Consider the following 17,012-nt stretch of genomic DNA (forward strand, 5'->3'; position numbering starts at 1 on the left):
GGACCAAGCCGGGACGGTGCGGCGTACTCGCTGCCCCGTGCGCTTCGGGCGCCCAGACCCGTATCGGGTGGCCCACATGTATACCAGTCCGTCGATTAGCTGCATGGCCTCGGCGGCCGAGTCCGACAATCAGGACTATGCAGGCACGTTGGATCCGGGGAGTAGTCATGACACGTAAGAGGACCTCCACCGTTCGGCAGGCTCTCATCCTTGCCTTCGCGGCCGGGGCGCTGACCGGAGCGGCGAGCACGCTGACCCTGCGGCGATGCCGGCACGACAGCGGCATCCCGGCGGAGGACGCCCGCGGCCCGCTCATGGCGAGCGGTGTCGGCGGTCCGCTGGGCGAGACCACTCTTCCGTCCCTCGAGGCACGGTTCGACGCGCCCCCACAGGGCTCGGTCAACGTGCCGGCGGCTGAGAGGGCCATCTGACGGTCGGCTCCTGACCTGAGCGGATGTGTTTCGGCCTGGCCGGCCCCGACGACCTGCCGCCCGGCCCGTAGATCGGCTCGACCACCAAGGCAGGCGGCGAGCCGCCGCACGTACCCGCTGTCGCCGAGTAACGGCATCCCGCCCCGCTGCTGGTCTCGGCCGGCACAGCGGGGATCCGCCGGCGGTCAAGGAAGAACTGCCGACGCCGCATCGACCTGCGCAGTCACCCGGAACGGCCGGCCGTCCGGGCGGGCCGGTATCGATTGACATATGTCTTAGTCTCGACGCGACGGCAGTCGGCGTCTCGACAGCCGCGGCAGCTTGTCGGAGGACGACGATGAGGTCACCCGGTCTGCGTGGGCTCGGCGCCCACTACGCGTCACCGGTCGCGCGGGCGGTGTCCCGGCTGACGATGCTGGCCCTGGTCGCGGCGCTGCTCTCGGCCGTCACCGCGCGTCCGGCCGCCGCCGACGACGATCCGGTGCGCAGCGAGGGGGAGGCGTTGCCGGTGGTCTCGGCAACCGCACCCGTCCAGGCGCAGGCCGACTGCTGCGGCGTCAGCTGGTCGGCGGGGCGGCAGCTCTGGTTCCGGGCCGCCCGGGCCGGCGACTCGGTCACCGTCGCGCTGCCGCAAGTGCCCGCAGGCCAGTACGACATCGGCGCCGTGTTGACCCGTGCCCCCGACTACGGCCGGGTGCGCTTCGCGATCGACGGGGTCGCCGTCGGTCAGCTCTTCGACGGGTACGCGCCCAACGTGCAGCGTACCGGCGCGGTGCCGGTGGGCGCGGTGTCGCTCGCCGCCGGCAGCCACCACCTGAGCATCACGGTCACCGGCCGCTCCGCCTCGTCGGCCGGCCTGTTCGTCGGGCTCGACACGCTGACCCTGCGCCGGGTCGGGCCGCTCGCGTCGGTCACCAGCACGCCGTACGAGCTGGTCGGCGAGGCGCCCGTGCGGGGTGCGCTCACCCGGGTCTACGACCCCGGCGCGGGTCAGTCCACGGCCTGGTACTACAACGACCACACCATCGTCCGGGACCAGCGCACCGGGTTGTGGCACGTCTTCGCCATCACCCACCCGGAGCCCGGCGCCCCGCAGGATGAGAAGACGTTCGGCCACGCCACCGCGCCCTCGCCGACGGGACCGTGGACCCGGCAGCCGGTGGTGCTGACCGCCGACCCGGCGGCCGGCGAGCGGTGGATCTGGGCCCCGCACGTGGTCTACGACCAGGGCGTCTACTACATGTTCTACGCGGCCGGAAACCCGGACCTGGCCAGCTACCGGATGCACCTGGCCACCTCGACCGACCTGTTCACCTGGACCCGCAGCTCCGCCAACCCGCTCTTCGTCGACGGCTGGGAGGCCCGGGACCCGATGGTGACCCGGGTGGGCGACCGCTGGGTGATGTACTACACGGCGACGTCGAGCCCGACCGGCGGCAACCACGTGGTGGCGTACCGGACCAGCACCGACCTGCGGACGTGGAGCGCCCGGGGGATCGCGTACGCCTCGTCCCGCACCGGGCAGGCCGGCGGTCAGACCGAGTCCCCGTTCGTGGTGCGCCGGGGCGACTGGTACTACCTCTTCGTCTGCTGCGACGGCACCGACTACGGCGCGGCCTACCGGCGCACCGCCGTCTACCGCAGCCGCGACCCAATCCGGTTCGAGGGTGCGGAGAAGGTGGCAGTGCTGGACGCGCACGCCGCGGAGGTCGTGGTCGACGGTGCCAACTGGTATCTCAGCCACGCCGGTTGGGGCCAGGGTGGGCTGTGGTTGGCGCCGCTGACCTGGTCGTCCGGGGTGGTGGCCCGAGGTCGGACGGTGACCACCGGCTTCCTCCGGGCCGACGTGCGGACCTGGCCGTCCGCGCGGCTGGCATCCCTGGCGCTCGACCCGGCCGGCGGCGGCGCCTACCGGGCGGCGCTGGACTCGTCGCACCGGGGCACCGGCCCCTACCTCGCGGTCGGCGGGTTCGACGTGACGGACCGGGCCGGGTCACCCGCCCGGGTGGACGTGTCGGCCGACGGCTCGCGCTTGCACCTGGTCGGCATCCCGTTCGGCGACGAGCCGGTGACCGCCGACTGGCTGCTCACCGTCGCACCCCGGTGGTCCGGTCCGGCCCTGCAGAGCGACGTCACCTGGTCGGTCAACGGCCCGACCACCGCCGGGGTGTGGGAGGTGGCGTTCAACGTCGACGGCGCGGGACCGAGCGTCGGCGACCCGCCGGTGGCGGCCCGCCCGACCGGTGACGTGACCGGCCTGCCGAACTGGACGATGACCACCGGCAACGGCCTCTCGGTGGTCGCCGCGCACCGGTGGGCGTCGGCGTGGCGCGGCGACAACACCTGGTACGACTCAGGTCACGCCATGGCAGCCTGGCAGCCGCTGTGGCGTTCGGGCGGCACGACCTGGCCGACCGGCCAGTACCCGGGTGGCACGTGGCGGTTCGCGGCCAGCGCCACGAACCGGGACGTCGGCTTCGCCGACACGGTCCACGCGGCGCTCAACGCCGTGCCCTGACCCCCGAGCCCGCCGCGGTCCGGCCCCGCGCCGCCGGGCGCCGGACGTCGGGGCCGGCATGTGATGACCGGGCTGAACAGCCGGGAACCCGCGCCCATCCGGCCGTGCCCGGCTTCCCGGATATCGAAGTGAGTGCGTGGGGCCCCTGGGCGCGCAGCCACTCGGCTGTCAGTGGCACTCACGTCAGTTCGGCGATCACTGCGCGGACCATTCGGCGGCCGTGCTCGGCCATCCGTGGAAAGGTATGCCGGTAGTAGTCGATGCCGGTCAGCGACGGTGCGAGGGCCCAGCCGCAGGCGCGGCGCCAGGTAGCGTCGTCGTACTCGATTGCCTCCCGGTAGGCATCCCGGGCCGCGCCGGTGAAGGTCCATAGCGCCGGAGCCACGTCCGGCGCCGGATCGCCGACACCGAGTGCGCCGAAGTCGATGACCGCGGTCAGCCGGCCGCAGTCGGTGATCAGGTTGCCCGGCTGCAGGTCACCGTGGATCCAGACGGGGTCCCGGTGCCAGTCAGGAGCAGCCAGGCAGGCGTCCCAGGCCGCCTCGGCCGCGGTCACGTCGAAGCCGTCGTCATGCTCGGCGAGCCGGGGCAGCATACGGCGGACGGCTTCATCGGCGTGGAGCAGGGCGGACCCGCGGGAACCCGGTGGTTTGGCCGGACCTCCGGCCGGATCCACCCCGTGCAGGGCGCGAACGAAGGCTGCCACATCGCGGGCCAGGGGTACGTCGTCGCAGCCAAGCCTGGGAGGCGTGCTCCCCACGAACCACGGCACCACGGTCCACCGCCACGGGTACCCCGCGCCCGGCTCGCCCACGTGAAGCGGGACTGGAATCCGCACAGGAAGGTGGGGCACCAGCAGGGGCAGCCACCGCGCATCAGAATCGGCCTGGTCGACCGCCCAGGCAATCTTGGGCATCCGGGCGACGAGTTCGTTGCCGATCCGAAAGAGCACGTGGTCGGTGCCCTCCAGCTCGTCGGGTAGGGGTGTCACGGGCAGGTCGGCCCACTGCGGGCACTGGGCCGCCATCAGGCGGCGCACCTGCCCGACGGTGGCTCGGATCTCGTCGTCATGGATGGGCACGGCTGGCACGGTAAGGCGGTCAGGCGGTGTGCCGCCAACCGATTAGTGCTCCAGTCGTACCCGCCTGATCTGGTGTTGTGGCAGCTCATCGGCATGGGACGTGCCGCGACTCGGTGGTCTCACCCTCGACGCAGACCCGGCCGCCCGGGGTCTGCTCCACCGGTTGGGCGGCCGGGTCCGCGTCGAAGGGGTGCGGGTTGAGCCGAAAGAAAACCTGATTCATTCCAGAAGAGTGGACTATATTCAACACGTGGCGTCCGACTTCGAGACTCAGCTTCGGGCGGTCTCGTTGCGCGTGACCCGACCCCGGTTGGCGGTGCTCGCAGCGCTGCGCGACCATCCGCACGTCGACACCGACACGGTGATCGCGCTGGTACGGGCAGATCAGCCCACGGTCTCCCACCAGGCGGTGTACGACGTGCTGCGGGCGCTCACCGACGCCGGGCTGGTGCGGCGCATCCAGCCTGCCGGTGCGACCGCCCGGTACGAGTCCCGGGTGGGGGACAACCACCACCACGTCGTGTGCCGCTCCTGCGGCGCGATCGCCGACGTCGAGTGCGCTGTCGGCCGTGCTCCCTGTCTCACCGCCTCGAACGACCACGGCTTCACGGTCGACGAGGCGGAGGTCGTCTACTGGGGCACCTGCCCCGACTGTTCGACCGAACGCACCTCCCAGTGATCCGCCAGTAGTTCGGAAGGAAACAGATGAGCAACACCCAGGACAACGCCCCCTCAAGCGCGCAGGGCGTGGACAAGAAGGCGGCGGCCGGCTGCCCGGTCGCGCACGACTCCGTGACCGCGCACGGCAGCGAGAGCGAGAACCCGGCGATCGACTCGCCGACGCCGAGGACCGGAGGCCGCCCGCGCACCAACCGGGACTGGTGGCCCAACCAACTCGACCTCTCGGTGTTGCATGCGCACTCGTCGAAGGGCAACCCGCTGGGGGAGAACTTCAGCTATGCCAAGGAGTTCGCCAAGCTCGACGTCGAGGCCCTCAAGCAGGACATCACCGAGGCCCTCACCACCTCGCAGGACTGGTGGCCGGCTGACTTCGGCCACTACGGCGGCCTGATGATCCGGATGAGCTGGCACGCGGCGGGCACCTACCGCATCGAGGACGGTCGCGGCGGCGCCGGCGACGGCGGTCAGCGGTTCGCCCCGCTCAACAGCTGGCCGGACAACGCCAACCTCGACAAGGCCCGCCGGCTGCTGTGGCCGGTCAAGCAGAAGTACGGCCAGCAGGTCTCGTGGGCCGACCTGCTCGTGTTCGCCGGCAACGTCGCCCTGGAGTCGATGGGCTTCAAGACCTTCGGCTTCGGCTTCGGCCGGGAGGACGTCTGGGAGCCCGAGGAGATCTTCTGGGGTCCGGAGGACACCTGGCTCGGTGACGAGCGCTACGCCTCCGAGAAGGAGATGGTGGCCGGCGTCGGGGCGACCGAGATGGGCCTCATCTACGTCAACCCGGAGGGCCCCCGCGGCAACGCGGATCCGGCCGCGTCGGCGTACTTCATCCGCGAGACCTTCGCCCGGATGGCGATGAACGACGAGGAGACCGTAGCCCTCATCGCCGGTGGCCACACCTTCGGCAAGACCCACGGCGCCGGCGTCGCCGACGACCACGTGGGCCTCGAGCCCGAGGCCGCCCCGCTGGAGGCGCAGGGCCTGGGCTGGCTGAGCACGTACGGCAGCGGCAAGGGCGGGGACACGATCACCAGCGGTCTCGAGGTGACGTGGACCGACCGGCCGACGCAGTGGAGCAACCGCTTCTTCGAAATCCTCTTCGGCTACGAGTGGGAACTCACCACGAGCCCCGGCGGCGCGAAGCAGTGGGTCGCCAAGGATGCCGAGGCGATCATCCCGGACGCCCACGATCCGTCGAAGAAGCACAAGCCGACGATGCTCACGACCGACCTGGCGCTGCGCGTCGACCCGACGTACGAGAAGATCTCGCGCCGCTTCCTGGAGAATCCCGACGAGTTCGCCCTCGCGTTCGCCAAGGCCTGGTACAAGCTGCTGCACCGCGACATGGGCCCGGTCGACCGTTTCCTCGGACCGTGGGTCCCGGAGCCCCAGCTGTGGCAGGACCCGGTGCCGGCCGTCGACCACGCGCTCGTGGGTGACGCCGACGTCGCCGCCCTCAAGGCGAAGGTCCTGGGGTCCGGCCTCCCGACCGCCCAGCTGGTCGCCACCGCCTGGGCCTCAGCCGCCAGCTACCGGTCCACCGACAAGCGCGGCGGCGCCAACGGCGCGCGGATCCGTCTCGAGCCGCAGCGCAGCTGGGAGGTCAACCAGCCCGAGCAGCTCGCGACGGTCCTGGAGACCCTCGAGGGCATCCGGCGGGAGTTCAACTCCGCCGGCGGCGCGAAGATCTCGCTCGCCGACCTGATCGTGCTGGCCGGCTCGGCCGCCGTCGAGAAGGCGGCGCGCGACGCCGGCGTCGAGGTGACCGTGCCGTTCCGTCCGGGCCGCACCGACGCCACTGCCGAGCAGACCGACGTCGAGTCCTTCCGGGTCCTCGAGCCGCGCGCCGACGGGTTCCGCAACTACCTGCGTCCCGGCGAGAAGACCCAGCCGGAGGTGCTGCTCCTCGACCGTGCCTACATGCTCAACCTGACCGCGCCCGAGATGACCGTCCTCGTCGGCGGCCTGCGCTCCCTCGAGGCAAACGTCGGCGGCACGCGGCACGGCGTCCTCACCGACCGGCCCGGCGTGCTCACCAACGACTTCTTCACCAACCTGCTCTCCCCGGGCACCCGGTGGAAGGCGTCGGAGTCCGACGAGCACGTGTACGAGATCCGGGACCTGGCCACCGATCAGGTGAGGTGGACCGCCACCGCGGTCGACCTCATCTTCGGCTCCAACTCCCAGCTACGGGCCCTCGCGGAGGTCTACGCCAGCCAGGACGCGCGCGACAAGTTCGTGGCCGACTTCGTCGCGGCCTGGACCAAGGTCATGGAACTCGACCGGTTCGACCTCGCCTGACCCGGCACCACCTGACGAGCCCCGGTCGATCCACCAGCGATCGACCGGGGCTCGTTCGCCATTGGATCGGCGGTCGCCCAATACCAACGCCTGGTCCGCTTCGCAAAAGGCAGACCGCCATCACCCGACCGGGTTCCGGGACAAGTTCTCAGATATTCGGCGGAGCCTCTCGTATTAGCGTGGGTTTGCGCGCCAGATGAAAGGCGAGAGCCTTCGAAGACTGGCGTAACCCGATCGAGAGGACACGGACCATGCGCGACCTTTCTCGTCGCGACCTGCTCAGGGCGACGGCGGCCGTTGGCGCCGGGGCGGTCGTTCTCCCGGGCATCATGGCCGGGGGCACCCCGGGGCTTGCGGCCGACGGCCCGGATCTGTCCTCCAGCGCGAAGTGCCCGCCGGCGAAGCTGACCGGCCGCATCGTCCGTCCCCAGAACCCCGAGTACGCGAGTGCGAGCCTCGGCTGGGACGAGCTCTTCGTTCACTATCCGCTGGTCATCGTCTTCGCCCAGGAGACCCAGGACGTGGTCAACGCCCTCACGTGGGCGCGGCAGAACAACGTCGCGCTGCGGGTGCGCAGCGGTCGCCACAGCCTCGAGGGCTGGTCGAACGTGGACAACGGCATCGTGATCGACGTCAGCGAGCTGAAGTCGGCCCAGATCGACACAGCCGCTCGCACCGCCACAGTCGGCGCCGGGCTCAACCAGTTGGAGGCGGTGACCACGCTCGGGAAGCAGGATCTCGCGGTAACGACGGGAACGGAGGGAAGCGTGGGCCTGTCCGGTGCGACCCTCGGCGGCGGCCTCGGCTTCCTCACCCGCTACCTCGGGATGGCCTGCGACAACCTGATAGGGGCGGAGATCGTCGTCGCGTCGGGTGCCGACGGCGCGAAGGCGATCGAGGTAGACCCGTGGAATCACTCGGACCTGCTCTGGGCGCTGCGCGGAGCGGGAAACGGCAACTTCGGGATCGTCACCTCACTCACCTACAAGGTGGCCTCGCTGAAGAGCGTCGCCTACCTGCAAGCAACATGGGACGGCCTCGACGACCTGTACGGGGTCTTCGACACCTGGCAGCGCACCGCACCGTTCGCCGACAACCGACTCGGAACCCAACTCGAGATCCACAAATCCCAGATCCTGCTGTTCGGGGTTCTCGCGGAAGGATCGGAGGCAGAGGCACGGGAGTTGCTGGGGCCGGTCCTGTCGGTCGGCAACCCCGAGGTCACGGTGCAGACCGGGGGCTGGGGCGACACCTATGCCGGATTCCAGATACCGACCGAGGACGAGCCCGCGAACTGGAAGTTCTTCTCCCAGTTCACCAACGAGCCGTTCCCGAAGAAGGCGATCAGCGTGATCCGCGCATTCATGGAAGACGCCCCCTCGGATGACAGCAATTTCTTCACCCAGGCATTCGGCACGGGAGCCCAATCGAGCGAACCCTTCGGCGGCGCGGCGTTTCCGCATCGCGACGCGCTCTTCTATTCCGAGCCGGGCGCCGGCTGGGGCACTCGTGGCGAGCCGGACAGCGGCAACGCCATCACCCCGATCGCCCAGGCCTGGATCGCCGAGTTCAGCCAGGCACTGCGGCCCTACGTGCACGGCGCCTACGTCAACGTGCCGAACATCGGAATGGCGGAGTGGGAAACCGCCTACTGGGGTCCCAACTTCGACCGGCTCCGCAGGATCAAGGCGAAGTACGACCCCCACAACGTCTTCCAGTACGAGCAGAGCATTCCGCCCGCAGCACGCTGACCTGCGCAGCAGCCCGCGCAGGCCGGCGGCGGTGCATGCCAGCCGGCCGACATCCTTCGAGGAGGGTGCCACGGACCCGGCCGTCGAGGCGCCGGTCAGTGGCCGGCCATGGGCTGCGCCGCCGGTCATCGGCCGGCCAGGCCGTACCGAGGGGTTGCCCGCCGCGCCCGCGCAGCGGACAACCCCCCGGTCGGGTGTCCGGTCAGGAAGTCGAGCGGCCGTGCCGAGCCGCTCGAACAGCCGGTCGACGACGATGACCCGCTCGGCACCGAGGAGCTACGCGGAGCGGGCGACCAGGTGGCCAACCCGGCTTCCCCAGCCCGCTACCGCCTCACCGTCCTTGAGCCCGCAGAAGTCCCGCCGCCCTAGAAGCTACTGACCAGCTTGACGAACGCGTCGTCGATCTTCGCCGGGTCGCGGGCGTCGAACGCCTTGCCCGCGGACGCTTTGGCGATCCGGTCGAGAGTCGCGAAATCGGACTGCTCGTCGAAGGCGATGCAGAAGATCTTGACCGGCCGATCCGGATCCAGCGCGACATCCTGAAGCAGCTTGGCGAGCTTGTTGTCCTTGTTGTACTCGTTCTTGCCGTCGGTCAGTACGACCAACGCGTTGATCCGGGACTGGTCATAGTGGTCGAGCATGTGACGGTGTGCCGCCCGTACGGTGGCGTACAACGCGGTGCCGCCTTCGACATGGAGGTTGTTGATCTTGTTGATCAGGGTCTTCTGGTTGAACGCCGACAGGCGGACCTCTTCGCTGTAGGGCGATTTCGGCCGCTGCGGCGTCTCGGAGGAGAACGACCAGAGCCCGACCTGGTCCTCGGAGTTCAACAGGCCGAAGCCCTTGGCGGCTGCCGTGGTCGCCACCTGGAACCTGCTCCGGTCACCGATCTTGGCGTTCATGGAACCGGACGTGTCGACGGCGACGAGGATGTTCGCCTTCTTGCGCAGCGTGCCCCAGCCGTTGAGGATCGCCTTGACCACGGTCGGTTCCGGCGGGTCGAAGTAGGTGAGATCCGGGACTGCACCGCGCCCGCCGACGGAGGCGACCAGCGGGGCGGACGCGTTTCGCTCGTGGTCGCGGAACCCGAGCCGGCTGAAGCTGCGCTGTTGTGGCGAATCCTGAAGGAAGGCCAGAAAGTCGGCAGCGGCGTCACGCTGCTCCGGGCTGGCCGAGGGGAGGACCACGTACGGGTGGTCAAGGTTGAACGTTCCCTCCTTCGGATACACCGCGACCAGCGGGACCCTGGGCTTCTCGCCCGGGGTCGGACTCAGCTTCCCCTCGTTGTACTGGTAGACCAGCTCCTCCTGCGTCACGATCGCGCTCATGTCGGTCGGGGCCTGCGCGCCGTCGCCGGACAGGTCCGCCTCGGCGAGGTTCTTCAGCAGGTCCACCACGTCGTCGCTGTAGTGGGACACGTTGGCCTCGATGCGGCGGACGAACTGGGTCACCCGCGGATTCGCCAGGTCGCTCTCGGTGAGGTCGCTGGCCCGGTTGATGGCCGCGTAGTACGTGGCGATGATGGCAGCCAGCCCGGAGGTGGACAGGTTCGGGTTGACCTTGCCGAATGCGAACCGTCCCCACTCGGGGCGACCGAAGGTGGCCCAGCCCGCCCGCCCGGACGAGCCCAGGATCTCACCCCAGCCGAGCTGACCCTGCTGTCGGAGCAGCTCGCCCTTCGGCTGCGGCATGGCGATGACCAGCGGGCTGTTCGCGATCGACGGGTACGGCCCGGAGGTCTGCGGTGGGCGCCCGGCGGCCTCGTCCAGCAACTTCAACTGTCCGGTCCACAGGGTCGACGTCGGCATCCACACCTGCGGTTGTGGAATGTTGGGCTGCTTGACGGCCCAATCGCCGGCCAGCGCGTCCGTCGCCGCACCGGAGGTGAGGCCGTGGACGGTCACGGTGGCGCAGCGGTCGCCGAACCGCCGATTGCTCCTGTTGTATCGCTCGGCCAGCTCACCAAGCAGCACGTCCTTCTCCACCGACGAGCTGACCTCCAGCGGTGTGCACCCGACGTCCGCCGCCGGCCGGACGATCAGGTAGGCCCCCGCGACGACCGCGACTCCGGCCACGATGGCTGTGGCGTACGGCACCCACGGCGGGGCAGTCGATCGACCTGAAACCATTGGTCCTCCATGTGTCGGCTGACGGTGACGACATCAGCCATAGTGCAGCACCGTGCCGGTGCAACTCGAGTCGCTGGAACAATGCCACGAGCCTGACGGCCTGCCCGCTGGGCGGGCCAGAGACCTGGACGAGCACCTCGACCTGCTCGCTGCGCTGCGTCGATTGGCGGGTAGCAGACCCTCGTCGCGCCCGGTCTGCACCCTGCCCTTGACCTGCGCCTATTCAGCCGGACATGCCAGGTGGTGCCAACCTTGACACCTCTGCTGAGCCAACACGGCTTGTGTCTGTGCCATCGGTGTGCCAAACTGGCACCATGGACTTGACCTCGTACGTGAGCAACCTCGGGCGTGAGTTCGCCACGCTTGCCGAAGCCGGCGGAGAGGAGGCGCGTGCGCTGGTCGAGCGCCTGACCGGGTCGCTCGAGTCGGCGATCCGGATGACGCTGCTGGACGCGTTGTCGGCCGCCGCCGACGAGATCACCCGGGACCTGGCTCCGGGTTCGGTGGAACTGCGCCTGCGCGGACGCGATCCGAGCTTCGTCGTGACCTCGCCACCCGCCGAGCCGCTCGAACTCGCGACCGGGAGCACCGCGGCTACGGTCGACGGCGCGCCGGACAGCGATCTGCTGATCGCCGAGGACGGCCCCGCCGCGCGGATCAACGTACGCCTGCCCGAGCAGCTCAAGGCCGCGGTCGAGGAGGCCGCGGCCAAGGAGGGCCGCTCGGTCAACGCCTGGCTGGTCCGGGCGGCCGCCGCCTCCTTGCAGCGGTCCGATCGCGAGCAGCGGCCCGAGCCACGCGGCAGCGCGAAACGGGCCAGGCAGGGCTTCACCGGCTGGGTGCGCTAGCCGCACCGCACGCTTTCCTCACACCACGTCCCCGACCTGCGGGGACGGCTCACCCACCCATGATGCGGGGACAACCATGCCAAATTTCGAGACGCCCGAACCGATTTCCGTCACGCTCGAACTCGGCGTCGTCGGCGACGTGCGGATCGCCGCGAGCGATCGGACCGACACCGTCGTCGAGGTCCGCCCGAGCGACGAAACCGACGAGTCCGACGTGAGGGCCGCTCAGCAGGTCCGTGTCGACTACACCAACGGCACGCTCCGGGTGACCGGTCCGAAGGCGCGTGCTTTCGACTTCTCCCGCAAGACCAGGTCGGTCGACGTGTCCATCGAACTGCCCAGCGGTTCCCAGGTGTCCGCGGAGATGCAGGTGGGCGACGTCCGCTGTGCCGGGCGGCTCGGGGAGTGCAGGCTCAAGACCTCCGCCGGGAACTTCTGGCTCGAACGAACCGGCCCGCTGCGCCTGGACACGTCGGCCGGTCACGTCACGGCCGACGGCGTCACGGGCAACGCCGAGATCTCCACCGGCTCCGGCAAGGTCCAGATCGGCGAGGTCGAGGGCACCGCGGTGGTCAAGAACTCCAACGGCGAAACCGCGATCGACGCGGTCACCGGCGACCTGCGGGTGCGCGCGGCCAACGGCGACATCCACGTCGAGCGGGCCGGCGCCGGCGTGGACGCCAAGACGTCCAACGGCAGCATCCGCCTCGGCGAGGTGGTCCGCGGCTCGGTCGTCCTCGGGACCGCCATGGGCAACCTGGATGTCGGCATCGCCGCGGGCACCGCCGCCTGGCTGGAGGTGAACACCGCATTCGGGCACGTGCGCAACCTGCTGGAGAACGCCACCCGGCCCGACGAGGCCGACGAGACCGTCGAGGTGCGTGGCCGCACCTCCTACGGCGACATCACCATCCACCGCTCCTGATCCACCTCCGGCTCCGGAAAAGGGAAACCATGACCAGCAAGCAATCCCGGCCCGCGATCGCCGCGACCGGGCTACGGAAGTCGTTCGGCGACCAGGTCGTGCTCGACGGTCTCGATCTGAACGTGCGACAGGGAACGGTCTTCTCGCTGCTCGGCGCGAACGGTGCCGGGAAGACCACCACGGTCAAGATTCTGTCCACTCTGCTCAGTGCCGACGCCGGTGACGTCCAGGTCGCCGGGCACGACCTCGCCCGCGAACCGGACGCGGTGCGCGCCGCGATCGGCGTCACCGGTCAGTTCTCCGCGGTGGACAACCTGCTCACCGGCGAGGAGAACCTGCTGCTGATGGCGGATCTGCACCACCTCCCCCGGGGCGAAGGCCGGCGGCGCGCCGCCCAGCTGCTCGAACAGTTCGACCTGACCGAGGCGGGCAGGAAGCCGGCATCGACCTACTCCGGGGGCATGCGGCGGCGGCTCGACCTGGCGATGACCCTGGTCGGCAGCCCGCGAGTGATCTTCCTCGACGAGCCGACCACCGGACTGGATCCGCGCAGCCGCCGCAACATGTGGCAGATCGTCCGGGACCTGGTGGCCAGCGGCGTCACCATCTTCCTGACCACGCAGTACCTGGAGGAAGCCGACGAGCTGGCCGACCGGATCGCGGTCATCGACCACGGTCGGGTGGTCGCCGAGGGAACCGCGGAGGAACTGAAGCGCCGCATCCCCGGTGGGCACGTCCGCCTGCGGTTCGCCGACCCGCAGGGCCTCGACGCGGCCATGCGGGTGCTGGAGCAGGCCTCGCCCGACAACGACGCGCTCGCCCTGCGGGTGCCCAGCGATGGCAGCCTGCGCGCGCTGAAGACCCTGATCGGCCGGCTCGACGACCGGGCCATCGAGGTCGACGAACTGTCCGTGCACACCCCCGATCTCGACGACGTCTTCCTCGCCCTCACCGGCAACCACACCAACGAGAAGGTGACCACCCGATGAGCACCTCCACCCTCACCGGCCCGGCTCCGGCGAGACTCCGTCTCCATCCGCTACGCGACTCGGCGACGATGCTGCGCCGCAACCTCAAGCGCATGCTGCGGTACCCGTCCATGACCGTGACGCTCGTCGGGATGCCCGTCGTCTTCCTGCTGCTGTTCGTCTACGTGCTCGGCGGCACACTGGGCGCCGGACTCGGCGGGGCGGCACACGTCGGCGCGGCCGGCGGGCGCGCCGCGTACGCCAACTACGTGGCACCCGCGATCATCCTGATGACCGTGACGGCCACGGTCCAGGGGACCGCGATCTCGATCGCCATGGACATGACCGAAGGCATCATCACCCGGTTTCGCACCATGCACATCGCCCGCGTCTCGGTGCTGACCGGGCATGTCCTGGGCAGCATGATCCAGGCGGTGTTCAGCCTGGCGATCGTGATCGGCGTGGCGCTGCTGGTCGGCTTCCGGCCCACCGCCGGGCTGGGCGGGTGGCTGGCCACGGCCGGTTTCCTGGTGGCGGTGACCTTCGCACTCGTCTGGTTGTCCGTCGCGCTCGGCCAGGTGAGCAAGAGCGTCGAGACCGCGAGCAACCTGCCCATGCCGCTCGTCCTGCTGCCCTTCCTCGGCAGCGGGTTCGTACCCACCGACTCCATGCCGGCCGTTCTGCGCTGGTTCGCCGAGTACCAGCCGTTCACGCCGATCATCGAGACCCTGCGCGGCCTGCTGATGGACAAGCCGATCGGGAACAACGCGTGGATCGGGCTCGCCTGGTGCGCCGCCATCGCGCTGGGCGGATACCTCTGGTCGAAACGTCTGTTCAACCGCGAGTCCTGACCAGGCACCGCCCTTCCCCGACCGCGCCCTGCTCGCGAGACGGCCAGCGCCCTCGCCCGAGCCTCCCACGCTCTCATTTCCCCTGCCGTGCTGGTGTCGCCGTGGCATCCCCATGCCCGAAACCGGCACCGAGGAAGGACACGACGAATGAGCACTACTCAGGACTACCAGGCTGCGGAACTGCTCCTCCGTCGACCCGCCCGACCCGGCGAGTTGGTCGTCGGCGACAAGATCAAGCCGCAGTGGATCGACGGAGGGGCCCGATTCTGTTACGCGGTGAGCAACGGAGCCGGCAGGCGGTTCGTGCTGGTCGACCCGGCGGCGGGCAGCCGCGAGCCGGCCTTCGACCACGCCCGGCTCGCCGTCGCGCTGGCCGCGGCCTCCGGGCAGCAGGTCGACCGTGAGGCGTTGCCGTTCAGGGCCATCGAGCTGGCCGGGAACGCCGTGGAGTTCGACGCGTTCGGCGGGCGTTGGCGCTGCCGCCTGGACAGTTACGCCTGCGAGCGGGCCGAGCTCCCGCCGTCGGGCAACCCGCTGGAGGTGCCGTCACCCGACAAGAAGGTCGCGGTGGCCCTGCGGGGGCACGACCTGTGGGCGCGCTCGCTGTCCGACGGCCGCGAGTGGGCGCTGACCACCGACGGCGAGCCCGCCTACCGGTACGGCTCCAGCCCGGAGTGCCTCGGCAACGGCACCCTGCTGCGCAAGTTCGGCCTGCCGCACCTGCCGCCTGCCGTGGCCTGGTCGCCCGACTCGACGAAGGCGCTGACGCATCGGACCGATGAGCGCGGTGTCCGGCAGACCCACCTCGTGGAGGCCAGGCCCGCCGACGGCGGCGCCTCGGTGCTGCGCACCCAGCGGTACCCGTACCCCGGGGACGAGGCGTTGCCGCGCGCCGAACTGGTGGTCCTCGACATCGCGTCGGGCACGGTGGTCCGCGCGCAGGCGGAGCCGCTGATGATGTCGGCGCTGTCGCCGATCCTGATCAAGTGGGCGTGGTGGGCCCCGGACAGCTCGGCGGTGTACTACCTCAGCACGCCCCGCGACCGGCACACCCTCACCCTGCACCGCCTCGATCCGGCCACCGGCCAGGTCACCACCGTGCTCAGCGAGACCGGGGCCACCCGCGTGGAGCCCAACCAGTGGATGACCGAGCCACCGATCGTGCGGGTGCTGGCCGACGAGGCGCTCTGGTACTCGCAGCGGGACGGCTGGGGCCACCTGTACCGGTACGAACTGCACACCGGCACGCTGCTCGGGCAGGTCACCTCCGGGCAGTGGGCGGTGCGGCAGATCCTGCACGTCGACGAGACCGAGCGGGTGGTGTACTTCATTGCCTCCGGGCTGGTGGACGCCGACCCGTACCGGCGCACGGTGTGCCGGGTCGGCCTGGATGGCTCCGGCTTCGCCAAGGTCACCGACGACGAACGGGACCACGTCGTCACGGTGCCGGACACCATGGAGTACTTCATCGACTCGGCGTCCACCGTCGACACCCCGCCGGTGTCCCGCGTCCGCGACTGGACCGGGCGGGTGCTGGTCGAGCTGGAGCGGGCCGACATCAGCAAGCTCACCGCCACCGGCTGGACTCCGCCGGAACGGTTCCGCGTCAAGGCGGCCGACGCAGTGACGGACATCTACGGTGTGCTGTACCGGCCAAGGGGGTTCGACCCCGCCCGGCGCTACCCGGTGGTGGACAGCGTCTACCCCGGCCCGCACGTCAACCGGGTCGACCCGTGCTTCGACCCCGGCGGGTTCGGCTTCGACGCGGAGGCCATCGCGGCGCTGGGCTTCGTGGTGGTGGCAGTGGACGGGCGCGGCACCCCGGGGCGGAGCAAGGCCTTTCACGACGCCTCCTACGGTCACCTCGCCGACGCGGGATCTCTGGACGACCATGTCGCCGCGCTACGGCAGCTGGCCCGGACCCGGCCATGGATGGACCTGGACCGGGTGGGCGCGTTCGGCTTGTCCGGCGGCGGGTTCGCCACCGTGCGGGCGATGCTCGACTTCCCCGCGGTCTACCGGGCCGGCGTCGCCCTCTGCGGCGTCCACGACCACCGCCACTACCAGGCGTCCTATGCGGAGCTGTACGACGGTGCGGACAACCCAGAGGCATGGGCCCGCGCATCCAATGTCGACATCGCGAACCAGCTGACCGGCAAGCTGCTGCTCATCCACGGCGAATCGGACGACAACGTCCACCCGGACCACACGCTGCGGCTGGCCGACCGGCTCATCGCCGCCGACAAGGACTTCGAGCTGCTCATCGTGCCCGGGGCGGAGCACCTGTTCATCGACTGCCTGCACTACGTCCGCAAGCGTAGCTGGGACTTCCTGGTACGCGAGCTGATGGGCGCGCAGCCGCCGGCCTACCGCCCCGCCCCCATCCCCATCGACCCCGAGCTGCTCGGCGAACTCTTCGCCTGAGCGCGACCAGCCCTCGTCGGCCCGGGCCGGCAGAGACTCGGCGATCCGGCGATCCGGCAGCGTGGGCGGGTGCCGGCCGGTCGCGCCGCGACCAGCTCGACGGC

Annotated in this window: 12 protein-coding genes; 10 read left to right on the plus strand and 2 right to left on the minus strand. The window is 70.3% G+C overall.

All coding sequences use genetic code 11. From position 1 onward, the window contains the following. Positions 1-167: 167 nt before the first annotated feature. Both OOK41_RS15105 and OOK41_RS15110 read left to right on the plus strand, forming a co-directional pair. A complete protein-coding gene (locus tag OOK41_RS15105; protein ID WP_266265516.1) occupies positions 168-431 on the plus strand; it encodes a hypothetical protein in 264 nt (87 codons plus the stop codon). Positions 432-768: 337 nt separating this feature from the next. Further along, positions 769-2,949: a family 43 glycosylhydrolase gene (locus OOK41_RS15110; RefSeq protein ID WP_266265517.1), complete on the plus strand. Its 2,181-nt coding sequence runs from the start codon at positions 769-771 to the stop codon at positions 2,947-2,949. 178 nt (positions 2,950-3,127) lie between these two features. Here OOK41_RS15110 and OOK41_RS15115 read toward each other — a convergent pair whose 3' ends face one another. Next, positions 3,128-3,988 (minus strand): aminoglycoside phosphotransferase family protein, encoded by an 861-nt coding sequence (locus OOK41_RS15115; RefSeq protein ID WP_266265520.1) that lies wholly within the window; start codon positions 3,986-3,988, stop codon positions 3,128-3,130. Between the two features lie 292 nt (positions 3,989-4,280). On the opposite strand from OOK41_RS15115, the gene OOK41_RS15120 reads away from it, so the two are divergent. From OOK41_RS15120 to OOK41_RS15130, 3 genes are all read left to right on the plus strand, one after another. Continuing rightward, complete coding sequence (locus tag OOK41_RS15120; RefSeq protein ID WP_117670201.1) at positions 4,281-4,709, plus strand: Fur family transcriptional regulator; 429 nt, start codon at positions 4,281-4,283, stop codon at positions 4,707-4,709. A gap of 26 nt (positions 4,710-4,735) precedes the next feature. Beyond that, entirely contained in the window at positions 4,736-7,012 is a 2,277-nt protein-coding gene (gene katG, locus OOK41_RS15125; protein WP_266265522.1) for a catalase/peroxidase HPI, read from the plus strand. 251 nt (positions 7,013-7,263) lie between these two features. Continuing rightward, complete coding sequence (locus OOK41_RS15130) at positions 7,264-8,763, plus strand: FAD-binding oxidoreductase (protein WP_117670207.1); 1,500 nt, start codon at positions 7,264-7,266, stop codon at positions 8,761-8,763. A 365-nt stretch (positions 8,764-9,128) separates the two neighbouring features. On the opposite strand, the gene OOK41_RS15135 is transcribed toward OOK41_RS15130, so the two are convergent. Further along, positions 9,129-10,892 carry an extracellular solute-binding protein gene (locus tag OOK41_RS15135; RefSeq protein WP_266265525.1) on the minus strand — a complete coding sequence of 588 codons (1,764 nt, stop codon included), beginning with the start codon at positions 10,890-10,892 and terminating at the stop codon, positions 9,129-9,131. Positions 10,893-11,224: 332 nt separating this feature from the next. Here OOK41_RS15135 and OOK41_RS15140 point away from each other — a divergent pair, with 332 nt between their 5' ends. From OOK41_RS15140 to OOK41_RS15160, 5 genes are all read left to right on the plus strand, one after another. Continuing rightward, a complete protein-coding gene (locus tag OOK41_RS15140) occupies positions 11,225-11,740 on the plus strand; it encodes a YlcI/YnfO family protein (protein ID WP_266265527.1) in 516 nt (171 codons plus the stop codon). Positions 11,741-11,816: 76 nt separating this feature from the next. Further along, positions 11,817-12,665, plus strand: coding sequence for a DUF4097 family beta strand repeat-containing protein (locus tag OOK41_RS15145; RefSeq protein ID WP_266265529.1), 849 nt, complete (start codon positions 11,817-11,819; stop codon positions 12,663-12,665). Between the two features lie 29 nt (positions 12,666-12,694). Beyond that, a complete protein-coding gene (locus OOK41_RS15150; protein WP_266265530.1) occupies positions 12,695-13,654 on the plus strand; it encodes an ATP-binding cassette domain-containing protein in 960 nt (319 codons plus the stop codon). Next, a complete protein-coding gene (locus OOK41_RS15155) occupies positions 13,651-14,484 on the plus strand; it encodes an ABC transporter permease (RefSeq protein ID WP_117670216.1) in 834 nt (277 codons plus the stop codon). Before OOK41_RS15150 ends, OOK41_RS15155 begins: the two co-directional genes overlap by 4 nt. 147 nt (positions 14,485-14,631) lie before the next feature. Continuing rightward, positions 14,632-16,908 carry a DPP IV N-terminal domain-containing protein gene (locus tag OOK41_RS15160; RefSeq protein WP_266265534.1) on the plus strand — a complete coding sequence of 759 codons (2,277 nt, stop codon included), beginning with the start codon at positions 14,632-14,634 and terminating at the stop codon, positions 16,906-16,908. The last annotated feature ends 104 nt before the right edge of the window (positions 16,909-17,012 follow it).

The sequence above is a fragment of the Micromonospora sp. NBC_01655 genome (assembly GCF_026339755.1).
GTDB lineage: Bacteria > Actinomycetota > Actinomycetes > Mycobacteriales > Micromonosporaceae > Micromonospora.

Coding starts and splice junctions, on each gene's coding strand:
- OOK41_RS15105 (WP_266265516.1), top strand. CDS start 168: ATGACACGTAAGAGGACCTCCACCGTTCGGCAGGCTCTCATCCTTGCC.
- OOK41_RS15110 (WP_266265517.1), top strand. CDS start 769: ATGAGGTCACCCGGTCTGCGTGGGCTCGGCGCCCACTACGCGTCACCG.
- katG (WP_266265522.1), top strand. CDS start 4,736: ATGAGCAACACCCAGGACAACGCCCCCTCAAGCGCGCAGGGCGTGGAC.
- OOK41_RS15130 (WP_117670207.1), top strand. CDS start 7,264: ATGCGCGACCTTTCTCGTCGCGACCTGCTCAGGGCGACGGCGGCCGTT.
- OOK41_RS15135 (WP_266265525.1), bottom strand. CDS start 10,892: ATGGTTTCAGGTCGATCGACTGCCCCGCCGTGGGTGCCGTACGCCACA.
- OOK41_RS15145 (WP_266265529.1), top strand. CDS start 11,817: ATGCCAAATTTCGAGACGCCCGAACCGATTTCCGTCACGCTCGAACTC.
- OOK41_RS15150 (WP_266265530.1), top strand. CDS start 12,695: ATGACCAGCAAGCAATCCCGGCCCGCGATCGCCGCGACCGGGCTACGG.
- OOK41_RS15155 (WP_117670216.1), top strand. CDS start 13,651: ATGAGCACCTCCACCCTCACCGGCCCGGCTCCGGCGAGACTCCGTCTC.
- OOK41_RS15160 (WP_266265534.1), top strand. CDS start 14,632: ATGAGCACTACTCAGGACTACCAGGCTGCGGAACTGCTCCTCCGTCGA.